The 21,669-nt window shown below is 41.3% G+C and carries 23 protein-coding genes; 15 read left to right on the top strand and 8 right to left on the bottom strand.

Annotated features, from left to right (window positions below; translation table 11 throughout):
* Window positions 1–51 precede the first annotated feature (51 nt).
* Window positions 52–1,902 (top strand): nucleoside-diphosphate sugar epimerase/dehydratase, encoded by a 1,851-nt coding sequence (locus HT731_RS03750; protein ID WP_173277693.1) that lies wholly within the window; start codon window positions 52–54, stop codon window positions 1,900–1,902.
* A gap of 106 nt (window positions 1,903–2,008) precedes the next feature.
* Here the strand turns inward: HT731_RS03750 and HT731_RS03745 are convergent, their stop codons facing one another.
* From HT731_RS03745 to sdaAB, 3 genes are read right to left on the bottom strand one after another with little or no spacing between them, the layout of a single operon-like run.
* Window positions 2,009–2,641 carry an HAD family hydrolase gene (locus HT731_RS03745; RefSeq protein ID WP_173277691.1) on the bottom strand — a complete coding sequence of 211 codons (633 nt, stop codon included), beginning with the start codon at window positions 2,639–2,641 and terminating at the stop codon, window positions 2,009–2,011.
* 21 nt (window positions 2,642–2,662) lie between these two features.
* The gene (sdaAA, locus tag HT731_RS03740) at window positions 2,663–3,535 is read right to left on the bottom strand and encodes an L-serine ammonia-lyase, iron-sulfur-dependent, subunit alpha (protein ID WP_049509903.1); all 873 of its coding nucleotides are present in this window, start codon (window positions 3,533–3,535) and stop codon (window positions 2,663–2,665) included.
* Window positions 3,536–3,543: 8 nt separating this feature from the next.
* Complete coding sequence (gene sdaAB, locus HT731_RS03735) at window positions 3,544–4,215, bottom strand: L-serine ammonia-lyase, iron-sulfur-dependent subunit beta (RefSeq protein ID WP_000838909.1); 672 nt, start codon at window positions 4,213–4,215, stop codon at window positions 3,544–3,546.
* A 239-nt stretch (window positions 4,216–4,454) separates the two neighbouring features.
* Here sdaAB and HT731_RS03730 point away from each other — a divergent pair, with 239 nt between their 5' ends.
* Window positions 4,455–5,102 carry a LysM domain-containing protein gene (locus HT731_RS03730; RefSeq protein ID WP_173277689.1) on the top strand — a complete coding sequence of 216 codons (648 nt, stop codon included), beginning with the start codon at window positions 4,455–4,457 and terminating at the stop codon, window positions 5,100–5,102.
* 50 nt (window positions 5,103–5,152) lie between these two features.
* Here HT731_RS03730 and HT731_RS03725 read toward each other — a convergent pair whose 3' ends face one another.
* Window positions 5,153–6,016: a helix-turn-helix transcriptional regulator gene (locus HT731_RS03725; RefSeq protein WP_173277687.1), complete on the bottom strand. Its 864-nt coding sequence runs from the start codon at window positions 6,014–6,016 to the stop codon at window positions 5,153–5,155.
* 409 nt (window positions 6,017–6,425) lie between these two features.
* Here HT731_RS03725 and HT731_RS03720 point away from each other — a divergent pair, with 409 nt between their 5' ends.
* From HT731_RS03720 to mnmG, 7 genes are all read left to right on the top strand, one after another.
* Window positions 6,426–6,983, top strand: coding sequence for a hypothetical protein (locus HT731_RS03720; RefSeq protein WP_033684457.1), 558 nt, complete (start codon window positions 6,426–6,428; stop codon window positions 6,981–6,983).
* A gap of 305 nt (window positions 6,984–7,288) precedes the next feature.
* Entirely contained in the window at window positions 7,289–7,876 is a 588-nt protein-coding gene (locus HT731_RS03715; protein WP_153196097.1) for a hypothetical protein, read from the top strand.
* Between the two features lie 149 nt (window positions 7,877–8,025).
* The gene (locus tag HT731_RS03710) at window positions 8,026–10,134 is read left to right on the top strand and encodes a bacteriocin-associated integral membrane family protein (protein ID WP_173277685.1); all 2,109 of its coding nucleotides are present in this window, start codon (window positions 8,026–8,028) and stop codon (window positions 10,132–10,134) included.
* Window positions 10,131–10,760, top strand: a complete 630-nt coding sequence (locus tag HT731_RS03705) for an ABC transporter ATP-binding protein (protein ID WP_173277683.1) — start codon at window positions 10,131–10,133, stop codon at window positions 10,758–10,760. The genes HT731_RS03710 and HT731_RS03705 overlap by 4 nt, the downstream gene beginning before the upstream one ends.
* Window positions 10,761–10,974: 214 nt before the next feature.
* On the top strand, window positions 10,975–12,096 hold the full coding sequence (gene mnmA / locus HT731_RS03700; RefSeq protein WP_001282946.1) for a tRNA 2-thiouridine(34) synthase MnmA: 1,122 nt from the start codon (window positions 10,975–10,977) through the stop codon (window positions 12,094–12,096).
* Between the two features lie 140 nt (window positions 12,097–12,236).
* On the top strand, window positions 12,237–12,692 hold the full coding sequence (locus HT731_RS03695; protein WP_173277681.1) for an NUDIX hydrolase: 456 nt from the start codon (window positions 12,237–12,239) through the stop codon (window positions 12,690–12,692).
* 9 nt (window positions 12,693–12,701) lie between these two features.
* Window positions 12,702–14,615 (top strand): tRNA uridine-5-carboxymethylaminomethyl(34) synthesis enzyme MnmG, encoded by a 1,914-nt coding sequence (gene mnmG / locus HT731_RS03690; protein WP_050248647.1) that lies wholly within the window; start codon window positions 12,702–12,704, stop codon window positions 14,613–14,615.
* 188 nt (window positions 14,616–14,803) lie between these two features.
* Here the strand turns inward: mnmG and HT731_RS03685 are convergent, their stop codons facing one another.
* A complete protein-coding gene (locus tag HT731_RS03685) occupies window positions 14,804–16,483 on the bottom strand; it encodes a ribonuclease J (RefSeq protein ID WP_000331983.1) in 1,680 nt (559 codons plus the stop codon).
* A 1-nt stretch (window position 16,484) separates the two neighbouring features.
* On the bottom strand, window positions 16,485–16,718 hold the full coding sequence (locus tag HT731_RS03680; protein WP_000639572.1) for a DNA-dependent RNA polymerase subunit epsilon: 234 nt from the start codon (window positions 16,716–16,718) through the stop codon (window positions 16,485–16,487).
* Window positions 16,719–16,998: 280 nt separating this feature from the next.
* Between HT731_RS03680 and HT731_RS03675 the strand changes: the two genes are divergently transcribed.
* Window positions 16,999–17,214 carry a hypothetical protein gene (locus HT731_RS03675; RefSeq protein WP_125410835.1) on the top strand — a complete coding sequence of 72 codons (216 nt, stop codon included), beginning with the start codon at window positions 16,999–17,001 and terminating at the stop codon, window positions 17,212–17,214.
* 323 nt (window positions 17,215–17,537) lie between these two features.
* Here the strand turns inward: HT731_RS03675 and cibB are convergent, their stop codons facing one another.
* Together cibB and cibA are read right to left on the bottom strand one after the other, a co-directional pair.
* On the bottom strand, window positions 17,538–17,690 hold the full coding sequence (gene cibB, locus HT731_RS03670; RefSeq protein ID WP_153223152.1) for a fratricide two-peptide bacteriocin subunit CibB: 153 nt from the start codon (window positions 17,688–17,690) through the stop codon (window positions 17,538–17,540).
* 1 nt (window position 17,691) lies between these two features.
* Window positions 17,692–17,877, bottom strand: coding sequence for a fratricide two-peptide bacteriocin subunit CibA (gene cibA / locus HT731_RS03665; RefSeq protein WP_136936678.1), 186 nt, complete (start codon window positions 17,875–17,877; stop codon window positions 17,692–17,694).
* 191 nt (window positions 17,878–18,068) lie between these two features.
* On the opposite strand from cibA, the gene tsaB reads away from it, so the two are divergent.
* The 5 genes from tsaB to HT731_RS03640 all read left to right on the top strand — a co-directional run bounded on the left by tsaB (window position 18,069) and on the right by HT731_RS03640 (window position 21,668).
* Window positions 18,069–18,752 carry a tRNA (adenosine(37)-N6)-threonylcarbamoyltransferase complex dimerization subunit type 1 TsaB gene (tsaB, locus tag HT731_RS03660; RefSeq protein ID WP_173277679.1) on the top strand — a complete coding sequence of 228 codons (684 nt, stop codon included), beginning with the start codon at window positions 18,069–18,071 and terminating at the stop codon, window positions 18,750–18,752.
* Window positions 18,749–19,186 (top strand): ribosomal protein S18-alanine N-acetyltransferase, encoded by a 438-nt coding sequence (gene rimI, locus HT731_RS03655; RefSeq protein ID WP_173277677.1) that lies wholly within the window; start codon window positions 18,749–18,751, stop codon window positions 19,184–19,186. The genes tsaB and rimI overlap by 4 nt, the downstream gene beginning before the upstream one ends.
* On the top strand, window positions 19,176–20,186 hold the full coding sequence (tsaD, locus tag HT731_RS03650) for a tRNA (adenosine(37)-N6)-threonylcarbamoyltransferase complex transferase subunit TsaD (RefSeq protein ID WP_173277675.1): 1,011 nt from the start codon (window positions 19,176–19,178) through the stop codon (window positions 20,184–20,186). Before rimI ends, tsaD begins: the two co-directional genes overlap by 11 nt.
* Window positions 20,187–20,289: 103 nt before the next feature.
* Window positions 20,290–21,153 (top strand): Rgg/GadR/MutR family transcriptional regulator, encoded by an 864-nt coding sequence (locus HT731_RS03645; RefSeq protein WP_173277673.1) that lies wholly within the window; start codon window positions 20,290–20,292, stop codon window positions 21,151–21,153.
* A gap of 230 nt (window positions 21,154–21,383) precedes the next feature.
* Window positions 21,384–21,668, top strand: coding sequence for a hypothetical protein (locus HT731_RS03640; protein ID WP_173277671.1), 285 nt, complete (start codon window positions 21,384–21,386; stop codon window positions 21,666–21,668).
* Window position 21,669: the final 1 nt, after the last annotated feature.

The raw sequence follows: 21,669 nt of genomic DNA, 5'->3' as shown, positions 1-21,669 counted from the left end.
TATGCTACAATAACAATATAGTAAAACTCTTTTAAGGAGGAGTAAATTTCTATGAATAAAAAACTAACAGATTATGTGATTGATCTGGTGGAAATTTTAAATAAACAACAAAAGCAGGTTTTCTGGGGAATATTTGATATTTTGAGTATGGTGGTTTCCATCATTGTATCTTATATTTTATTTTATGGGCTGATTAATCCAGCACCTGTTGACTACATTATCTATACGAGTCTGGCCTTCCTGTTCTATCAATTGATGATTGGATTTTGGGGATTAAACGCTAGTATTAGTCGTTACAGCAAGATTACGGACTTTCTGAAAATCTTTTTTGGTGTGACTGCGAGCAGCATCTTGTCATATAGTATCTGCTATGCCTTCTTGCCACTTTTTTCAATCCGTTTCATCATTCTCTTTATCTTGTTTAGTACCTTCTTGATTTTATTGCCACGGATTACTTGGCAGTTAATCTACTCTAGACGCAAAAAAGGAAGTGGTGATGGAGAACACCGTCGGACCTTCTTGATTGGTGCTGGTGATGGTGGGGCTCTCTTTATGGATAGTTACCAACATCCAACTAGTGAATTAGAACTTGTCGGTATTTTGGATAAGGATGCTAAGAAAAAGGGCCAAAAACTTGGTGGAATCCCTGTTTTGGGTTCATATGATGATCTGCCTGAATTAGCCAAACGCCATCAAATCGAGCGTGTTATCGTTGCGATTCCATCGCTGGATCCGTCAGAATATGAGCGTATCTTGCAGATGTGTAATAAGCTGGGTGTCAAATGTTACAAGATGCCTAAGGTTGAAACAGTTGTTCAGGGACTTCACCAAGCAGGTGGAGGATTCCAGAAGATTGATATCACAGACCTTTTGGGCCGTCAGGAAATTCGTCTTGACGAATCGCGTCTGGGTGCAGAACTGACAGGTAAGACCATCTTAGTCACAGGGGCTGGTGGTTCAATCGGTTCTGAAATCTGTCGCCAAGTTAGTCGCTTCAATCCTGAACGCATTGTCTTGCTCGGTCATGGGGAAAATTCAATCTACCTTGTGTATCATGAATTGATTCGTACATTCCAAGGGATTGATTATGTACCTGTGATTGCCGATATTCAAGACTATGATCGTTTGTTGCAAGTCTTTGAGCAGTACAAGCCAGCTATTGTTTATCATGCGGCTGCCCACAAACACGTTCCGATGATGGAGCGCAATCCAAAAGAAGCCTTCAAAAACAATATACGTGGAACCTACAATGTTGCTAAGGCTGTTGATGAAGCCAAAGTACCTAAGATGGTTATGATTTCGACAGATAAGGCGGTTAATCCACCAAATGTTATGGGAGCAACCAAGCGCGTGGCGGAGTTGATTGTCACTGGCTTTAACCAACGTAGCCAATCGACCTACTGTGCAGTTCGTTTTGGAAATGTTCTTGGTAGCCGTGGTAGTGTGATTCCAGTCTTTGAACGTCAGATTGCTGAAGGTGGTCCTGTAACGGTGACAGATTTCCGCATGACCCGTTACTTTATGACCATTCCAGAAGCTAGCCGTTTGGTTATCCATGCTGGTGCTTATGCCAAGGATGGAGAAGTCTTTATCCTTGATATGGGCAAACCAGTCAAGATTTATGATTTGGCCAAGAAAATGGTCCTTCTAAGTGGGCACACCGAAAGTGAAATTCCAATCGTTGAAGTTGGAATCCGCCCAGGTGAAAAACTTTACGAAGAACTCTTGGTATCAACCGAACTTGTTGATAACCAAGTTATGGATAAGATTTTCGTTGGTAAGGTTAATGTCATGCCTCTAGAAGCCATCGATCAAAAGATTGAAGAGTTCCGAACTCTCAGAGGAGATGAGTTGAAACAAGCCATTATCGCCTTTGCCAATCAAACAACCCACGTTGAATAAAAAAAGAAAACGCATATTATCAGGTCTTGAACCTTGGTAATATGCGTTTTGTTATGTAGAAGCTTGCCTCATTTTCTTCTGAAATGGTGTTGTCGCCCAGTCTATATTATTGAAAATACTCCAAAATTTCTAAGGGTTTGTGGGTGATATAATCAGGTTGATAGTTTAGTAAATCTGCCTGCTCTCCAAATCCCCAAGTGACTGCCAATTTCTGAATGCCTGTTTCTTGAGCTCCCAGCATATCAAACTTGGTATCACCGATGATGATGACTTGTTCAGGATTTAGTTGATGTGTCTGCAAGGCTTGGCGAATGACATCTGCCTTATGAGGTGCTTCAGGGCTGGAACCATAAATGCCATCAAAGAAATGATAGATTCCTAAATTTTTAGCCATGTCTTGAGCGGTTGGAGTATTTTTTGTCGTGGTGATGTAGAGTGGATAACTGCTCGATAGCTCCTCAAGCAAGTCTACAATCTGAGGAAAGAGTTGAGCTTCATGGATGCCTTTTGCCTTGTAGTAAGAACGGTATATCTGGACAGCCTCAGCGATTTGTTCTTTGGGCAGGCAGGTCGCAAAACTACTTTCGAGGGGCGGTCCCATAAAACCACGAATCGTTTTGGCATCAGGGCTAGGCACTCCTAGCTCCTTAAAGGTATGGGTAAAGGCATTGTGAATCCCGATAGAACTGTCAACGAGGGTTCCATCCAGGTCGAAAAAGATAGCTGAGATAGAGGTCATGATTTCTCCTATTTGATAAGCTTATTCTCCGAAAATTTCTTTTTGGAGGCGACGACCAGTAGGGGTGGCAGCAAGTCCACCTTCAGCTGTTTCACGAAAGGCAGTTGGCATGCTTGAACCCACTTGGTACATGGCATCGATAACTTCATCCACAGGGATTTTAGATTCGATACCTGCCAAGGCCATGTCTGCTGCGATGAAAGCAAAGCTAGCTCCCATGGCATTGCGTTTGACACAGGGAACTTCGACCAAGCCGGCAACAGGGTCACAGATGAGGCCCAGCATATTTTTAATGACAAAGGCAATAGCCTGACTAGCTTGGTAGGGTGTTCCACCTGCAGCCAGAGTCAAGGCGGCAGCACTCATAGCAGAGGCAGAACCGACTTCGGCCTGGCAACCACCCTCAGCACCTGAGATAGAGGCATTGTTTGCGATGACTAGTCCAAAGGCACCCGCAGCAAAGAGGAAATCTAGCTGTTGCTCGTGGCTGAGGTCTAATTTTTCAATAGCAGCAGTGAGAACGGAAGGGAGACAGCCAGCACTTCCTGCGGTCGGAGTAGCGCAGACCAAGCCCATTTTGGCATTGTGTTCATTGACTGCGATAGCATTTCGGGCAGCAGAGAGAATCGTGTAATCTGACAGAGTTTTTCCGTTTTTGATGTAGTGATCCAATTTGGCAGCATCTCCACCTGTCAGGCCACTACGAGATTTATTTTCATTGAGGCCAAGTTGGACAGAGGCTTTCATGACTTCCAGATTGCGTTCCATGAGAAGGAAGACTTCTTCACGTTCGCGACCTGTCAGTTCAAACTCTGTTGTAATCATAAGTTCTGCGACATTTCCTTGAAAGTCCAGATCTGCTTGCTCGACCAATTCTTTGATAGAATAAAACATGCTTCCTCCTATTTAAAGAAATTGACATTGTGGAGATGAGGGATTTTTCGAATTTCTTCGATGGCCTCATCACAGTTGCGACTGTCGACTTCTATAATCATGATAGCTTTTTCACCAGCTTTTTCACGAGTGACATTCATCTGGGCGATATTGATATCATAGCGAGAAAGGGCCTCTGTTACGAGGGCAATCATACCTGGAATATCTTGATGAACGATGATGATAGTCGGTGTATTCATATTGAGAGAAACGGCAAAGCCATTGAGTTCGGTGACCTGAATATTTCCTCCACCGATAGAAATACCCGTCACGCTGATGGTCTTGTGGGCATTTTTAACGGTAATTTTAGTAGTGTTTGGGTGAGGGGCATTGCTGTCTTTCTGAATGGTCCAGACAATCTTGATGCCGCGCTTGTGGGCAATTTCCAGGCTGTTTGGGATTTCAGGATCATCTGTATCCATGCCTAAAATACCAGCAACAAGGGCTAGGTCTGTTCCGTGACCGCGATAGGTCTTGGCAAATGAGTTAAAAAGTTGGAATTCGACTTCTGTCGGAGTATCATCAAAAATGGAAGAGACAATCTTCCCAATACGAACAGCCCCAGCGGTATGACTACTAGATGGGCCAATCATAACTGGTCCGATGATATCAAAGACAGATTGAAAACGAAGTGATTTCATCAGTTTCCCCTTATAAAAATTCTTATCTCTATTATATCAAAGAATGAAGGTCTTGGCTTTAATTGTGGATGAAAACCTTTTTACACTACAAATATCATAAAAAAGCATCTTTTGTAACAAAAAATAGCTTATTTAGGGAAATAAAAAATAATTTTGTAATATTTCTACATAAAAGTGTCAAGAAACGGTAATATTTAAAGGGTATGATAGAACTATAGAAAGAAGGAGAATTTTCAAATATGAAATCAACAACTAAAAAGATTAAAACAACTCTTGCAGGAGTAGCTGCCTTGTTTGCAGTATTTGCTCCATCATTTGTATCTGCTCAAGAATCATCAACTTACACAGTTAAAGAAGGTGATACACTTTCAGAAATCGCTGAAACTCACAATACAACTGTTGAGAAATTGGCAGAAAACAACCACATTGACAACATTCATTTAATTTATGTTGGTCAAGAGTTGGTTATCGATGGTCCTGTAGCGCCTGCTACAACACCAGCGCCAACTACTTATGCAGCACCAGCTGCTCAAGATGAAACTGTTTCAGCTCCAGTAGCAGAAACTACAGAAGTAGCAGAAGAAGCTCCAGTGGCAAGCGAAGCGGTAGCAGAAGAAACTGTTGTATCAACAGAAGCTTCAACACCAGCTGCAACTGTAAGCGGATCTGAAGCAGAAGCTAAAGAATGGATTGCTCAAAAAGAATCAGGCGGTAGCTACACAGCTACAAACGGACGTTACATCGGACGTTACCAATTGACAGATTCATACTTGAACGGTGACTACTCAGCAGAAAACCAAGAACGTGTAGCAGATGCCTACGTTGCAGGACGTTACGGTTCATGGACAGCCGCTAAAAACTTCTGGCTTAACAACGGCTGGTATTAAGAATTAACGAACAGAATAATATGAAAAGGTCGAGGAAATCCCTCGACTTTTTATATTTTCTTCGGTTGATAATATGTCTCTACTTCCTTTTTGAGATGAGACAGCATAGAAGTTTCCTCGGTTAACTCTAGAAGTAAGAAACCTTTTTGGATAAGTTTAGAATCGTCTGTACAAATCCCGATACGGACATAGCAGATAGCAAGCATATCGTAGCTTTTCTTGTTTTTGGCATCCTCCAGTAAAGTGTAGCAGATTTGCTTACACATGTTTTTATCTTGATTGTATAGATAGAGTGTGGAAAGGTTTAATAGAATTGTCATTCGCAAGTCATATAAATGTTGATAGTTTTTATAGACTTCTAAGCGTTGCAAGATTTTTCCAGTGATGAGATGGAGGTGTTCAATGGGCAAGCTGAAAAGGATGGTATTGAGGATTTTTAGGTCACTTTCATACCATGTGTCTTGTTTTTCAATTTTTTCCCAAAGCTTTTTGATAGTCTGTTTCACTTGGTCTGATAGTTGCTCTGTACCATGTTGACGGATATGAATGACAACTTCCAGCATATCCCTGATTTCTTCTATAGGGAGGTCATGATGGGTCTTGAGATAGTTTTGGCATTTTTGAAATAGTTTTTCGAGTTCACTAGTCCCTAGGATTGAGCTCATATTGAGATAGGTTTGCATGATTTCTGTTCGTTGGCTCGGTTGATAGAGATGGCAGATATAGTCAAACTCTTCAAAACTCATATTGATTTGCCGAAGAAGAAACTCCATATTTTCATATTTGGGAGTTACCTTGCCACTTTCAATCTTTGATAGGCTGGTTCTTGAGATGACATTTCCACAGACCTCTTCTTGGGTCAATCCTTTTGACTCGCGTATTTCTTTATAGACCTTTCCGAAATCATAACGCATAATTTTCTCCTTTTCGTGAAAAAAGTTAACAAATAATAAAATCCTATTAAAAATATTTTATCATAATAACAGGAATAGTAAAAAAGAAAGCTAAAATAATGTGTGAAAAAAGTTAACTAATTTTAAAATAGAGTAAAGAAGAGGTATACTATAGATACAAAATACAGATAGGAGGAAAAAAGTATGAATAAAAAAGTTTTTCGCTTTTTAGTTGTTCTTGCTTTCTTATTCAGCATTGCTACGGTTTTCCCATGGAAATGGCCGATGTGATGAGTTCGTTTTTAATAAAGAAGGAAGGTGAGTCCAATGGATTATTTTTAAATAATGTATAATAGGGGAACTAAAATTATATTTTTAAATTGCTTTTATGACAATTGAATAGAATAACCGATAGACTGGAGGTAGAAAGATGTTTAATAGATTGAGTAAAAGTTTAAGTTTGTTGATGATTATCACGATGTTGAGCGCAGTGTCAATACCTAGCTTTGTGGCTTATGCGGATGACAATTCATCACCTAGTATTCAATTGACTTCCGAAGAAAGAGAAATAGCATCTGAATTTCGTTATTTATTTGAAATTGCTAGTTACTTGGATGAAAATGGTAATCGAGTGATTGATATGGATGCTTTACAACAGACTTATGGTAAAGCACAAGCTCCTTATATAGCGGAGGGAATTCGAATATTATCGGATCCAAAGGAAACAGATATAGTTCTGTCGAATATGAAGTCTGATTTTTATTCTAGGAGTTGGATGAGTTGTATGATGGATTCAACTATAGACTTTTTAGGAATAAATTTATTAACAGATATATTCGGTGGAGGTCTGGGAGGGCTATCAGGACTTATTCAAAAGAAAGCGTGGCCAAAGATTGCAAAATTGGTATTAAAATCTACCGTAAAAACTTCTGGTGCGGCAATTTTAGCTACTTTGTCATGGTATAGTTTAAAATGTTTAAACCAATAAAATATACAGTAACGGTTTGCACTATCTTAGCCTATATTATTTGGTTTAGGATGAGGATAAAATTAACTGATTTAATTGAACTTTTTATTGTAACACTGATGACTGAAAATTTTATTTTTTATTTTTTCAATGATAAAAAGAAAAAATAAGACTCTCTCTTGCTTACTAAAGTTAATAAGCTAAAGTTACCTCATCTAATTTAGCTAAATTTAATGTAGTTGTTGTTCTAACTTCAATATACCATAATATAAGTCGTCCCTACCCTATGTTGATTAGATTAAACCGATAAATCAGGAGGTTAAGCGATGAACTACAATTTAAAATATCTCTTATCAGGAATATTTGTCCTAGTCTTTATAGGTTTCCTAGTCTGGATGCGTTATTTTAATCAGAAGAAGGAAGAGGAGCATTCAGATGTGTCTTTTGAAGCGAGGTTAGATAGTGAAGTCAAGACCTTATATAAACAACTAGGATTGGGTGAGGAACCTAACTATTTCTTAGCTTATCGCTACTTACACCCTTGGTTTAATCTAGCGATTTTACCACCAACGGTTGAAATTTTCTTAACTAAAATTGCGCTGGTGATGGTGACTCCAGATGAACTACTGATAAGAAATCTTGGGAATGGGATGACTTTCACAAGTGAGCACCATCGTGATTTGCGACAAGGACTTATCCGCATTCCAAAATCAGAGATGAAAGAATTTGAGATTCGCAACTGGAAAAGAGTTTTTATATTTGGCGATTTTTTGACAATTAAAACAAGCCAACATAGCTATTATTTGCAGGTTAGAGATGATGGACTTCAAAAAGGAAGTCTTTCTACCAAACACTTCTCCGACTTGAAACGACAAGATTTTCTCGGGTTATTGACAGATAAACGGACATTCTGATTGACAATTGCTCAAAAAATTAACCTCTAAACATTCAAAAACCACATAGTGTTTTCAGCCTTGAACATAATCAAGCTGAGAGAATCACTGTGTGGCTTTATTGGAAAGTTAGTTTTTCCCAGTTTAGTCTCTTCACGGGAGGTATCTCTATGAAAAAAATCAGTCATCTTTGTATGTTTCTGCTGTTGCTGTGTACCACTTTTTTTGTTTTTAATGTAAACTACACACGTGAAGCAGTTCGGATTCGGGAAATGGGAAAGACTGTAGATTCTTTGGATTTGTATTTGAAAGATATTAACGAACCTGCAGCGTCTGTTCTTCGATTTTTTGAGGATGTATCAAAGGAGTACAAGGTCTCCATCATCAAAACAGACAGTGGTGATGAGGTAATCAAGTCTGGTGTTTTTGATAAAGATACCTTCCCCTACCAAGAGTTTGGGATTTCTTCTCTTGATTTTACCACAGATGGTGAAGGAGTCTACAGTAATAAAGAAATTTCTAATAAACTTGGTACGATTCCGACCTTTCTAAAAGCCAAGCCTATTCAGCTTATAACTTTTCAAACCTATATCAAGGATACATCTCGTAGTTTAAATGGTCGCTATACGATAACTTCTACACAAGAGATGGATAAGGATAGGATTGTACAGAAATGGAGCGATTTTTTCAAGATAGACCAGGCTACCTTGCTAGAGCCTACCTATAAAAGTGCAGTGGAAGTCATAAATCGAGATTTGCTTTTATCTGCCATTGTTTTTGTCTTGGCTATTTTACTTCTTGTGTTAGTAACAGTTTATCAGCCGATGATGGAGATGAAACGAGTGGGGGTTCAAAAGTTACTTGGTTTTCAAAGCGGAGCGATTTTAGCTGGTTTTGTAAAGACTAATTTTTATCTTCTCTTGGGTGGAAGTCTTGTCATTGACTTGGGACTATTTTTAGTGCTGGACTACAGGCCAAAACTTCTGTTCCCAAGTTTACTCTTATCCCAATTTCTGCTTTTACAGTTGTATTTGTTCATCAGTTGGCTGACCTACCTGATGATTCAGAAAATGACAGTTAGTTCCATGTTGAAAGGTTTTTCATCTGTCAAACTTGGTCTCATCTTCAATTATGTGATGAAAATAGGGACAACTATTTTACTGACGGCCTTACTGATTGGGGTAGGCAGAAGTCTAGAACAAGAAAACAAAGAACTTGCTTATCAGCAACAGTGGGTAAGCCAAGGGAATTACTTGACCTTAGAAACCTTCCAACTCAATGATAACCTGTGGCAAGAAGAGCTAGCAGGGTCAGGGAAATCTACAGATTATTTCTACCAATTTTATCAAGATTTGCTAGCAAAAATACAAGTAAATTATGTGCGAAGTGCGAGTCTTCCTATCAAACCAGTCATCAAAGCTGAACAAGTACAGCAGTACCAACTGCCTGATAAGGTAGATGTTTACTATGCTAATAGCAATTTTCTAAAGAGCAAGGGATTCAAGTTACCAGATACCAGCACTAAAAAAGTTATTTTAATGCCAGCCAGTGATAAAGGACAAGAAGGTAAGAATCAGTTCTTGGGAAAATCCATCGCCTATCTTTCTCTGAGGTATGAAGATCAGCAAAAGCAAAGGATAGAAGATATGGATGTAGAGATTGCCTACTATGAAGGAGATTGGTCATTCTTCCCTTATAATAATGAGCGAAAGGAAAACCTCCACAATCCAATTATTAGTCTGGTAAATGATCAAGACATGATGTGGGAAGAAAAGACTCGCTTGTCAACGACAGGTTTAAACAATCCTATGAAAGTTGAAAATACAGAACAAAATCAAAAAGTGATTACGGAGTTAGTTGAGAAATTATCAGATGGGAATTATTTAAAATTTTCATCGCTTCAAGCCATTCAACAAGAGAAAGTAGATTCTTATCGAGATGCAGTTCGAAATCTTAATATACTCTTTGCTTTGTTTGGTCTCCTTAGCATGATGATTTCCTACTTCTTACTAGTAACAACTTTCTTATTGAAGCGCAGGGACATCATTACCAAGAAATTTATGGGGTGGAAACTGGTCGATCGCTACCGCCCTCTTCTAGTTCTGCTCTTGTTGGGCTATAGTCTCCCTCTTCTAGTATTGATTTTCTTTGCCCATGCGCTCTTGCCACTCCTGCTGTTTGCAGGCTTTACATGTCTGGATATACTATTTGTGCTAGTCTTGGCTTCTAGGATGGAGAAAAGAAGTCTAGTAGAATTATTGAAAGGGGGCATCTTATGATTGAGTTAGAAAATATTACCAAAACCATTGGAGAAAAAGTGATTTTGGATCACTTGTCTCTCAGGATTGATCAGGGAGATTTGGTTGCCATCGTTGGAAAAAGTGGTAGTGGTAAGTCAACCTTGTTAAATTTATTAGGTTTGATAGATGGTGATTATAGCGGACGGTATGAGATTTTTGGTCAGACAAATCTAGCGGTTAATTCTGCCAAGTCACAAACAATAATCCGTGAACATATCTCTTATCTGTTTCAAAATTTTGCCCTGATTGATGATGAAACGGTCGAGTACAATCTCATGCTGGCGCTGAAATATGTGAAATTGTCCAAGAAAGACAAGCTCAAAAAGGTGGAAGAGATTTTAGAGAGAGTAGGTTTGCCAGCTACTTTGCACCAAAAGGTCTCCGAGTTGTCTGGTGGCGAACAACAACGAATTGCAGTGGCTAGAGCCATCTTAAAACCCAGCCAGCTGATTTTAGCCGATGAACCGACAGGTTCGCTGGACCCTGAAAATAGAGATTTGGTCTTGAAGTTTCTCTTAGAGATGAATAGAGAGGGGAAAACAGTCATTATCGTGACCCACGATGCTTATGTAGCTCAACAATGTCATCGTATCATTGAATTGTGAAACGGGATGTAGCTATGTTGTCAAAAATCTTCTAACTTGACTTAAATTATAAAAGGTAGTTAGTGAAAGAGAATATCAGAGGCTGTCAGATTATCAGCCTCTTTCTTGTCTTCTCTAACCAAGCGTGTTATAATGAATACTGCTCAAGCGACCTTCAATCGTGAAGCACACACGACCTTCAATCGTGAATAAACGAATAGATGGGAGACTTACCATGAGTGATAACTCTAAAACACGTGTTGTCGTGGGGATGAGTGGTGGTGTTGATTCGTCGGTGACGGCTCTTCTTCTCAAGGAGCAGGGCTACGATGTGATCGGTATCTTCATGAAGAACTGGGACGACACAGATGAAAACGGCGTCTGTACGGCGACCGAAGATTACAAGGATGTGGCTGCGGTGGCAGACCAGATTGGCATTCCCTACTACTCTGTCAATTTTGAAAAAGAGTACTGGGACCGCGTTTTTGAGTATTTCCTAGCGGAATACCGTGCAGGGCGTACACCAAATCCAGATGTTATGTGCAACAAGGAAATCAAGTTCAAGGCCTTTTTGGACTATGCCATGACCTTGGGTGCAGACTATGTAGCGACTGGGCACTATGCTCGAGTGGCGCGTGATGAGGATGGCATTGTTCACATGCTTCGTGGTGTGGACAATGGCAAGGACCAGACCTATTTCCTTAGCCAACTTTCGCAAGAACAACTCCAAAAAACCATGTTCCCACTGGGGCATTTGGAAAAGCCTGAAGTTCGCAGACTAGCAGAAGAAGCAGGCCTTGCGACTGCTAAGAAGAAAGACTCGACAGGGATTTGCTTTATCGGAGAAAAGAACTTTAAAAACTTTCTCAGCAACTACCTGCCAGCTCAGCCAGGTCGCATGATGACTGTAGATGGTCGCGATATGGGCGAGCATGCAGGTCTTATGTACTATACGATTGGTCAGCGTGGAGGTCTCGGTATCGGTGGCCAACACGGTGGTGACAACGCGCCGTGGTTCGTTGTCGGAAAAGACCTAAGCAAGAATATTCTCTATGTCGGCCAAGGTTTCTACCATGACTCGCTCATGTCAACCAGCCTAGAAGCCAGTCAAGTCCACTTTACTCGTGAAATGCCAGAGGAGTTTACGCTCGAATGTACGGCTAAATTCCGCTACCGTCAGCCTGATTCTAAGGTGACCGTCCATGTCAAAGGAGATAAGGCAGAGGTTATCTTTGCAGAACCGCAACGCGCGATTACACCAGGACAGGCAGTTGTCTTTTACGATGGCGAAGAGTGTCTAGGTGGTGGTTTGATTGACAATGCTTACCGCGATGGACAAGTTTGTCAGTACATTTAGATTGACAAATTTTCTCAATTTGCTACAATAATAAAAGCAATAGAAATGATGGTCAAAGCTCATGGATGTTGCAGGCTTTTTTGTCCTGCACTTCTTTGGAGTTTTGACTGTTTTTGTGTCGTTTAAGGGAAAGGACAAGAATGACTCAACAAGACTTTCGGACAAAAGTAGGAAATACAGTTTTTGGTGTTCGGGCGACAGCCTTGATTCTTCAAAACCGCAAGCTCCTAGTCACCAAAGATAAGGGCAAGTACTATACTATTGGCGGTGCGATCCAAGTCAATGAAAGAACGGAAGAAGCGGTAGTCCGCGAAGTGAGGGAAGAACTGGGTGTCAAAGCTCAAGCTGGGCAACTAGCTTTTGTAGTTGAAAATCGTTTTGAACAGGACGGTGTTTCTTATCACAATATCGAGTTTCATTATCTAGTGAATTTGCTTGAAGATGCCCCATTGACCATGCAGGAAGATGAAAAATCGCAGCCCTGTGAATGGATTGACATAGACAAGCTTGAGGGTATCAATCTAGTCCCAGCCTTTTTAAAAATAGCCCTGCCAGATTGGGACGGCCAACTAAGACACATTCATCTTGAGGAATAGGAGAGAAATATGACTTATAATTTTACAGAAGAATACGATATTATTGTAATCGGTGCGGGACACGCTGGGGTCGAGGCTTCCTTGGCCGCTAGCCGTATGGGCTGTAAGGTCCTGCTTGCGACTATCAACATTGAAATGCTGGCTTTCATGCCATGTAATCCCTCTATCGGTGGTTCTGCCAAGGGAATTGTCGTGCGTGAAGTCGATGCCCTTGGTGGTGAAATGGCCAAGACCATTGACAAGACTTACATCCAGATGAAGATGCTCAACACAGGGAAGGGGCCGGCTGTCCGTGCCCTTCGTGCGCAGGCTGACAAGGAGCTTTACTCTAAGGAAATGCGCAAGACGGTTGAAAATCAAGAAAATCTGACCCTTCGTCAGACCATGATTGATGAGATTTTGGTGGAAGATGGCAAGGTTGTCGGTGTTCGTACAGCGACTCATCAAGAATATGCTGCCAAAGCTGTTATCGTGACGACAGGGACAGCCCTCCGTGGGGAAATTATCATTGGAGACCTTAAGTATTCATCAGGTCCTAACCACAGCCTCGCTTCTATTAACCTTGCTGACAATCTCAAGGAATTGGGTCTCGAAATTGGTCGTTTCAAGACAGGAACGCCTCCACGTGTCAAGGCTTCTTCTATCAACTACGATGTGACCGAGATTCAGCCAGGAGACGAAGCGCCAAATCACTTCTCATACACTTCACGTGATGAGGACTATGTCAAAGACCAAGTTCCATGCTGGTTGACCTACACCAATGGTACCAGTCATGAAATTATCCAAAACAACCTCCACCGTGCGCCTATGTTTACAGGTGTGGTCAAGGGAGTGGGACCTCGTTACTGCCCATCGATTGAGGACAAGATTGTGCGCTTTGCGGACAAGGAACGCCACCAACTCTTCCTTGAGCCAGAAGGGCGCAATACAGAAGAAGTCTATGTTCAAGGTCTTTCAACCAGTCTGCCTGAAGATGTGCAACGTGAACTTGTTCATTCTATCAAAGGTTTGGAAAATGCAGAGATGATGCGAACAGGTTATGCCATTGAGTACGATATGGTCTTGCCTCATCAGTTGCGTGCGACTCTGGAAACCAAGAAAATCTCAGGTCTTTTCACTGCTGGTCAGACCAATGGAACGTCAGGTTACGAAGAAGCAGCTGGCCAAGGGATTATCGCTGGTATCAACGCGGCTCTGAAAATCCAAGGTAAACCTGAGTTGATTTTGAAGCGCAGTGACGGTTATATCGGAGTGATGATTGATGACTTGGTGACCAAGGGAACCATTGAACCCTACCGTCTCTTGACCAGTCGTGCTGAATACCGTCTCATTCTCCGTCATGACAATGCCGATATGCGTTTGACAGAGATGGGACGCGAGATTGGCCTTGTGGACGATGAACGCTGGGCTCGCTTTGAAATCAAGAAAAATCAATTTGAAAATGAGATGAAGCGCCTAGACAGTATCAAACTCAAGCCAGTCAAGGAAACCAATGCCAAGGTTGAGGAGATGGGCTTCAAGCCGTTGACAGATGCAGTGACAGCCAAGGAATTCCTTCGCCGTCCAGAAGTTTCTTATCAAGATGTGGTGGCCTTCATCGGACCAGCTGCAGAGGACTTGGATGACAAGATTATCGAATTGATTGAAACAGAAATCAAGTACGAAGGCTATATTTCCAAAGCCATGGATCAGGTTGCCAAGATGAAACGCATGGAAGAAAAACGCATTCCAGCCAATATCGACTGGGATGACATTGATTCTATCGCGACGGAAGCCCGTCAGAAGTTCAAACTCATCAATCCAGAAACCATCGGCCAAGCCAGCCGTATTTCGGGAGTAAACCCAGCAGATATTTCTATTTTGATGGTGTATCTTGAAGGTAAAAATCGTAGTATTTCTAAAAATCAAGAAAAGAAAGCATAGAGAAAAACAGCTCCGAAGACGGGGCTGTTTTGTTGACTTGTACTCAATGAAAATCAAAGAGCAAACTAGGAAGCTAGGCGTAGGTTGCTCAAAGCACTGCTTTGAGGTTGTAGATAGAACTGACGAAGTCAGTAACATATATACGGCAAGGCGAAGCTGACGTGGTTTGAAGAGATTTTCGAAGAGTATTATTCTTCATCTGGTGTGAGGATCATCGGGATGATGATCGGTTCACGTTCGGTATTTTCATAGAGGAAGGGACGAATAGCGTTGACAATGGCACCATTGACAGATTGCACGCTAGCATCCTTGTTTTTCAGTGCGATACGAATTGCATTGAAGAGGATACGCTGGCTTTGGCGAATCAAGTCACCAGACTCTCTCATGTAGACAAAGCCTCGGCTGAGGATATCTGGACCAGATAGAATCATCTGCGATTTGAAGTCAACAGTTGCGACTGCTAGAACGACACCGTCTTCAGATAGATCACGACGATCTTTGAGGACAGCTGCGCCGATTTCACCGATACGATTTCCATCGACATAGATGTCTTGGGCGTTGAAATGACCTGCGATACGAGCAGAATCTGCAGTAAGGGCAAGCACATCACCATTGCTCATGATAAAGATATTGTCCTTCTCAACACCAGTATCCACTGCTAGTCCAGCGTGGACTTTTTGCATGCGGTATTCACCATGGACTGGCATGAAATACTTAGGCTTAATCAAGCGGAGCATAAGTTTTTGCTCTTGCTGGCCACCGTGTCCAGAGGTATGGATATTGTTAACCTTACCGTGGATAACTTCGACACCAGCTTCAGAAATGATGTTGATTAGCTTGTTGACGCTAGTAGTGTTTCCAGGGATTGGACTTGAAGAGAAGATAACTGTATCACCTGGTTGGAGTTGTACCTGGCGGTGGGTTCCGTTGGCGATACGAGAGAGGGCTGCCATCGGCTCGCCCTGACTACCTGTACAGAGGATCAGAACCTCGCCTGCAGGGTAATCTTTGATTTCATTTGGCTCGATAAAGGTTCCCTTAGGAGCTTTGATGTAACCAAGGTCGATTCCGTTGACAATGGCCTTTTCCATAGAACGACCAAAGACCGCAATCTTACGTCCAGTCTTAACAGCAGCTTCAGTTGCTTGCTGGAGACGGAAGATATTTGAGGCAAAGGATGCAAAGATGATACGTCCTTCAATGCCTTGGATAATCTTCATGATGGACTGGCCAACGACTTTTTCAGAGTTGGTAAAGGTTGGCACTTCCGCATTTGTTGAGTCAGACAGAAGACAGAGAACACCTTCTTCACCAAGGGCTGCCATACGGTGCAAGTCCGCAGGTTCTCCAACTGGAGTAAAGTCGAACTTGAAGTCACCTGTACAGACAATTTTCCCTTGAGGAGTATGAATGACAATCCCCAAAGGTTCTGGAATAGAGTGAGTCGTTCTAAAGAAAGTTGCCTTGAGATTTTTAAAGGTCAACTCAGTGTTGTGGTTGATTTCGTAAAGTTTGGCGTTGCGCAAGAGGCCGTGTTCTTCGAGTTTCCCACGGATCAAAGCCAAGGCAAGCGGTCCAGCATAGATAGGGACATTTGCTTGCTTGAGCAGGAATGGAATCCCACCAATGTGATCCTCGTGTCCGTGTGTGATTAAGACAGCCTTGACGCGGTCGATATTGTCCACGATGTAAGAGTAGTCAGGAATGACATAGTCGATACCTAGCAAGTCATCCTCTGGGAATTTAATCCCAGCATCGACGATGATAATCTCGTCTTGGTATTCAATCCCGTATGTATTTTTCCCGATTTCTCCCAGACCACCGATGGCAAAAACGCCGACTTCTTCAGGTTTAAGAGTATAGGCCATATTAGAACTCCGTAATTTCGAAGGCGCCAGTTTCTTTTTCGTAATCTAGCAATTTGTCAGACAAGAGTTCGATATACTCGATATTGTACTCTGGGCGATTTTCTTCGACAAGTTGGCGAGCAGCGATACGGCCCTCAAGTTCTGAGCTGGCATCGATGTCTAGGTAAAGTGCGCGTGTAGTTTCACGACGTGGGCTACGTTCTTTTGTTTCTTGGTAAAAAACTTTGTAAATCATATAGTTCCTTTCTATTTTACAGGTCAGCTTATTCCAAACTTTTAGCAGAGATTTGCTTGATTTCATTCCATTTTGTGTCTAGATTGACCTTGATTCGTTACAATTGTTTCAATTATAACATAAAATGAAAAATTAGTAAAAGACGGAAACGAGAAAGTTAGGAGGCGATCTCTTTAGTAAGCGTTTGCAAAAATAGAGAAAATATGTTATCTTGATAATGGAAGTGGAATTTATCGTTTGTCACAATTCCCTATAGTTTTTAAGTCAAGGAGATTGCCCTATGATTAGTTTGTTTGAATTTGCGATAGGAGTTCGTTTGCTAGCTTTTATCGTTTTTGTTGCTTGCGTTTATGGAGGGAATCTTCTGTTTGCAAAACTAGAACAACGACAAAGCAAGTTCTTGTGGAAAATTACCTTTGTGACTCTCTACTCGATCTTTCTTCTCCTTGTAACCTATGTCGTTTGGTTGGTATTTTACTTTGGATTAAATGCTTAGATGCCCTGCTCATGCTGGGGCATTTTTGTTTGGGGATATAGTGATAGTAGATTTACGACACGAAAATTCCACCCCATCTATCAAGATGAGGTGATCTTTGCATTTTTCTAAAATGACATGACAATGGAATTTTCAGAGCTTATTAGTTTTATGTTAATAATTCTTCTGTTCAAAAATAGAGTTGAAACATAAAAATAAAACAATACAAACAGATAAATCGAATGGTAAAGGGATAGTAGTAATGTTTAAATCATTGAGAATACTGAGCAAACTGTAAGAGATAAAGATAATAAAATTTATCCTTCTAAAAATGTGTCTTTTATCTAGCATGACTTACCAAACTTTTTACGGAGATCTTTCCCAATGGTATAAGCTGCCATAAATAAAGCGATACCAACACCTACACCAAAACCACCCTTGATTTCTTGCAATTCCTTATTAGTAATTTCACGATAGTTGTTCAAACCTTTCATCATATTAATCTCCTCCTAAAAAATAACCAGCTGCCAAACCAGAACCTACAAGTGCTGTTCCACCTGCAATAGCTTTCCAAGATACTGCTACTCCAAAGATAATCAAGGGAGCGAGACCGCCATCAATATCTGATAATTCATTTTCAGATAGGGATAAAAATTGATTGTCAAGAACGTCAAAATTTGTCATTGAACTTTCCTCCTTTTTTCTTGTTCACCTTTATATTCGGAAAAGAAAAGGAAAAGTGAAATTTTTTTTGAATCTTATTTGCGAATAGTTTTTGGCCTAAGTATAGGCATTTTTGTTTGGGGGCAAAGAAAATTCCCATGTGCCAGCTTTTGTAGTATAATAGTAAGCAGACAAAAAGATAGGAATGTGTTATGAAAGTATTAGCTTTTGATACGTCCAGCAAGGCTCTTTCTCTCGCTATTTTAGAGGATAAGCAGGTTCTTGCTGAGACGACTATTAATATTAAGAAAAATCACAGTATTACCCTCATGCCTGCCATCGATTTTTTGATGGCAAGTTTGGACTGGACACCCAAGGACTTGGATCGAATCGTGGTGGCTGAAGGACCAGGTAGCTACACAGGCTTGCGAATTGCGGTGGCAACTGCTAAGACCTTAGCTCACACTCTGAACATTGAGTTGGTTGGGATGTCGAGCCTCTTGGCTCTGGTGCCCTACCAACAAGAAGGTTTGTTCGTCCCTTTGATGGATGCGCGTCGCAATAATGTTTATGCAGGATTTTATGAAAATGCTAAACCTGTCATGCCAGAAGCACACCTGCCCTTTGAGCAAGTGATTGAGCTAATCAAGGGTGCTAGTCAGGTTACCTTTGTCGGAGAAGTCGGCCCCTTTGTGGAGCAGATTCAAGAACACTTGCCAAGGACTAATTATAAAGAAACCTTGCCAAATGCAGCCAATCTTGCTCTTTTGGCCTGGGACAAGGAAGCAGACTCCTTGCATGATTTTGTGCCGAACTACCTCAAACGTGTTGAGGCTGAGGAAAACTGGCTCAAGAACCACACCGAGTCTGGTGAGTCCTACATTAAACGCCTATGATAGAAATCAAACGAACTCAACAGCAACCTGATCTGGCTCAAGCCATCTACGCTGTTATGATAACTGTTTACTCAGTCAGTCCTTGGAAGCTGGAACAAATCCAAGCAGACCTGGCTCAAGACCAGACTTGGTATGCTTTGGCTTATGATGGGGCCGAAGTGATTGGATTTCTAGCTGTACAGGAGAATCTTTTTGAAGCAGAAGTCCTGCAAATCGCTGTCAAACAAACCTATCAGGGTCAGGGAATTGCGTCAGCCTTGTTTGCTCAATTGCCGATAGATAAGGAGATTTTCCTCGAAGTCAGAAAGTCAAATCAACGAGCGCAAGCATTTTACAAGAAAAAAAAGATGGCAGTCATCGCTGAGCGAAAGGCCTACTACCATGACCCAGTCGAGGACGCCATCATCATGAAGAGAGAAATAGATGAAGGATAGATATATTTTAGCATTTGAGACATCCTGTGATGAGACCAGTGTCGCCGTCTTGAAAAACGACGACCAGCTCTTGTCCAATGTCATTGCTAGTCAAATCGAGAGCCACAAACGTTTCGGTGGCGTAGTGCCGGAAGTAGCCAGTCGTCACCATGTCGAGGTCATTACAGCCTGTATCGAGGAAGCTCTGGCAGAAGCAGGAATTACGGAAGAGTACGTGACAGCTGTTGCGGTTACCTATGGGCCAGGATTAGTTGGAGCCTTACTAGTTGGCTTGTCAGCTGCTAAGGCCTTTGCTTGGGCACATGGACTTCCACTTATCCCTGTTAACCACATGGCTGGTCACCTCATGGCAGCTCAAAGTGTGGAGCCTTTGGAGTTTCCCTTGCTAGCCCTCTTGGTCAGCGGTGGACACACAGAGTTGGTTTATGTTTCTGAGGCTGGTGACTACAAGATTGTTGGGGAAACGCGAGATGACGCGGTTGGTGAGGCTTATGATAAGGTCGGCCGTGTCATGGGCTTGACCTATCCTGCAGGTCGTGAGATTGATGAGCTAGCTCATCAGGGGCAGGATATTTATGATTTTCCTCGTGCTATGATTAAGGAAGATAATCTGGAGTTTTCATTCTCAGGTTTGAAATCTGCCTTTATCAACCTTCACCACAATGCCGAGCAAAAGGGAGAAAGCTTGTCAACGGAGGATTTGTGTGCTTCCTTCCAAGCAGCAGTTATGGATATTCTCATGGCAAAAACTAAGAAGGCTTTGGAGAAATACCCTGTTAAAACCCTTGTCGTGGCAGGTGGTGTGGCAGCCAATAAAGGTCTCAGAGAACGTCTAGCAGACGAAATCACAGATGTCAAGGTCATCATCCCTCCACTTCGCCTCTGCGGAGACAATGCAGGTATGATTGCCTATGCCAGCGTCAGCGAGTGGAACAAAGAAAATTTTGCAAGCTTGGATCTCAATGCCAAACCAAGCCTCGCTTTTGATACCATGGAATAAAGAGTCAGCTTAAGGCTGGCTTTTTTGTTCTCTTAAATGTCAGAATATTTTGACAAAACTATAAAAATAATGATATAATATATACAGAATAGGAGGTGGTCAGATGATTGAGAGAATGGAATTGGGAGAATTTTACAAGGAATTGCGCTTGGCGAGAAAGCTCAAGCAGTCAGATGTGGCTTGTGCTGGACTAACAGCTTCTCAGTTGTCTAAGTTTGAACTAGGGCAGTCTATGTTATCTGCGGACAAGCTGATCTTAGCCATCCAAGGAATCAATATGAATTTTGATGAGTTTGGGCACAAGCTCAACAACTATCAAGAATCCCCACATATGCGAATTGGTAGAAGGGTTGTGGATCGCTTTGCCCATCAAGATATTGCTGGCTTAGAGCAACTGTTGGAGGAAGTCGAGCAAGAACAGATGGCGCAGACCTATTGTCGTTTGAATGCTATTGTAATCAAAGATGCCATCCATTCACTAGATAAAAGCTACCCACTAGAAGAGGAGGATAGGGAGTTTTTGACGACCTACCTCTATGCTATCGAATCTTGGACCTGGTTTGAACTCTATCTTTTTTGCAATACCATGCCTTTCCTAAGCAATCAAGATTTGATATTTTTATCAACCGCTTTAATTGAGAAATCTAAAGAATTTAAAGAGTTAGTACACAATCGATGGTATATGAAAAGTGGTTATCTTAATATCATCTCAGAACTTATGGAGCGCAAGCTATTTTCTTATATTCCAATCTTTGAAGCTGAGCTGGAGCGCATGCTCCGTCCATACGATGTTTTTGAAAAAGTATTGTGGCAGTTTTTAAAGAAAATGCAGATTTTTCTTCAAACCAAAGGAAGCAATCAAAAAGAGATTGAACACTTTATCCAATCTCTGCAAGTATTAGAAAATCCACAATTGACAGCCCTTTTTGAATTGCGTTTGCAACAATACAAAGAGCTTATCGATTAACAAACAATCGCAAAAATGACATTTCTATGAGAAAAAATGTCAAATATGCGATTTTTTAAAATAAGCAAATTTCTGTGTTATACTGTCCTTGTAAAGTACTTAAAGCAAATTCTAAGTCGTAGAAGTGGTTTATAGATGAGAATTCGGACAGTATATGTTTAATTCTGAGCATGCTGTAAATGGCTGGACTAAAAGTGAAACTTGGCGTCCTAGATAAAATGAGGTAAACGATGGAAAAGCAAAGTCAGTTACAAATTTTAATTCATTCCCTGTACAATAATAAAGAAATTAGCTTGACGGAAGACTTTAGGAAGAAATTGCTAGAAACAGCGAAACAGTTCTCTAGTACTAGTGAAGATTTGTTAGCTGCACGTCTCTCATTTGCCGTCTCTAAAGAATTATTGGGCTTTAAAGGTGAACCGCCGACAGAGTTGTTGGATTTAGCAAAAATTGTCCAAAAGAAAGAAGCCAAATACAAGCAGGGAATAGTGTGGTCTGGTATTTTTAAGATATGAT

Origin of the sequence: Streptococcus sp. k-163, from assembly GCF_013277555.1 — a bacterium.
Taxonomy (GTDB): Bacteria; Bacillota; Bacilli; order Lactobacillales; family Streptococcaceae; genus Streptococcus.
This window is presented reverse-complemented; position numbering and strand designations above follow the sequence as displayed.

Bases quoted from the DNA above. Each gene is read 5' to 3' on its own strand.
- sdaAA (WP_049509903.1), bottom strand. From the start codon at position 3,535: ATGTTTTATTCTATCAAAGAATTGGTCGAGCAAGCAGATCTGGACTTT.
- HT731_RS03640 (WP_173277671.1), top strand. From the start codon at position 21,384: ATGGAAAAGCAAAGTCAGTTACAAATTTTAATTCATTCCCTGTACAAT.
- mnmA (WP_001282946.1), top strand. From the start codon at position 10,975: ATGAGTGATAACTCTAAAACACGTGTTGTCGTGGGGATGAGTGGTGGT.
- HT731_RS03680 (WP_000639572.1), bottom strand. From the start codon at position 16,718: ATGATTTACAAAGTTTTTTACCAAGAAACAAAAGAACGTAGCCCACGT.
- sdaAB (WP_000838909.1), bottom strand. From the start codon at position 4,215: ATGAAATCACTTCGTTTTCAATCTGTCTTTGATATCATCGGACCAGTT.
- HT731_RS03710 (WP_173277685.1), top strand. From the start codon at position 8,026: ATGAAAAAAATCAGTCATCTTTGTATGTTTCTGCTGTTGCTGTGTACC.
- rimI (WP_173277677.1), top strand. From the start codon at position 18,749: ATGATAGAAATCAAACGAACTCAACAGCAACCTGATCTGGCTCAAGCC.
- HT731_RS03750 (WP_173277693.1), top strand. From the start codon at position 52: ATGAATAAAAAACTAACAGATTATGTGATTGATCTGGTGGAAATTTTA.
- HT731_RS03715 (WP_153196097.1), top strand. From the start codon at position 7,289: ATGAACTACAATTTAAAATATCTCTTATCAGGAATATTTGTCCTAGTC.
- HT731_RS03645 (WP_173277673.1), top strand. From the start codon at position 20,290: ATGATTGAGAGAATGGAATTGGGAGAATTTTACAAGGAATTGCGCTTG.
- cibB (WP_153223152.1), bottom strand. From the start codon at position 17,690: ATGATGAAAGGTTTGAACAACTATCGTGAAATTACTAATAAGGAATTG.
- HT731_RS03695 (WP_173277681.1), top strand. From the start codon at position 12,237: ATGACTCAACAAGACTTTCGGACAAAAGTAGGAAATACAGTTTTTGGT.
- HT731_RS03730 (WP_173277689.1), top strand. From the start codon at position 4,455: ATGAAATCAACAACTAAAAAGATTAAAACAACTCTTGCAGGAGTAGCT.
- HT731_RS03685 (WP_000331983.1), bottom strand. From the start codon at position 16,483: ATGGCCTATACTCTTAAACCTGAAGAAGTCGGCGTTTTTGCCATCGGT.
- mnmG (WP_050248647.1), top strand. From the start codon at position 12,702: ATGACTTATAATTTTACAGAAGAATACGATATTATTGTAATCGGTGCG.
- tsaD (WP_173277675.1), top strand. From the start codon at position 19,176: ATGAAGGATAGATATATTTTAGCATTTGAGACATCCTGTGATGAGACC.
- cibA (WP_136936678.1), bottom strand. From the start codon at position 17,877: ATGACAAATTTTGACGTTCTTGACAATCAATTTTTATCCCTATCTGAA.
- HT731_RS03675 (WP_125410835.1), top strand. From the start codon at position 16,999: ATGATTAGTTTGTTTGAATTTGCGATAGGAGTTCGTTTGCTAGCTTTT.
- tsaB (WP_173277679.1), top strand. From the start codon at position 18,069: ATGAAAGTATTAGCTTTTGATACGTCCAGCAAGGCTCTTTCTCTCGCT.
- HT731_RS03720 (WP_033684457.1), top strand. From the start codon at position 6,426: ATGTTTAATAGATTGAGTAAAAGTTTAAGTTTGTTGATGATTATCACG.
- HT731_RS03725 (WP_173277687.1), bottom strand. From the start codon at position 6,016: ATGCGTTATGATTTCGGAAAGGTCTATAAAGAAATACGCGAGTCAAAA.
- HT731_RS03745 (WP_173277691.1), bottom strand. From the start codon at position 2,641: ATGACCTCTATCTCAGCTATCTTTTTCGACCTGGATGGAACCCTCGTT.
- HT731_RS03705 (WP_173277683.1), top strand. From the start codon at position 10,131: ATGATTGAGTTAGAAAATATTACCAAAACCATTGGAGAAAAAGTGATT.